Below are 280 nucleotides of genomic sequence, written 5' to 3' on the forward strand. Positions count from 1 at the left end.
TTTTGATAAAGGCATCATTCCTACGATTGCTGATTTTGGGCGGGCAGGTCAAAAACCAACCAATCCAGAATTGTTGGATTATCTTGCTACTGACTTTGTCAACAAGGGTTGGAGTATTAAACAACTGCATCGTCAAATTCTGCTGTCCAGCGTTTATCGTCAATCTTCAAATCAACGTGATGATGTTGCCAAACTCGATCCAGAAAACAAGCTGTTGGCTGTTTATCCACGTAAACGTCTTGAGGCCGAAGAAATTCGCGATTCATTACTTTATGCTTCC

General features: G+C 41.4%; 1 protein-coding gene. It reads left to right on the forward strand.

From position 1 onward, the window contains the following. The coding region (locus ACZ3HH_RS29705; RefSeq protein ID WP_465810114.1) for a DUF1553 domain-containing protein at positions 1 to 280 on the forward strand (280 nt) is incomplete at both ends.

It is taken from the genome of Pseudomonas sp. PME37.24/025 (genome assembly GCF_055556615.1).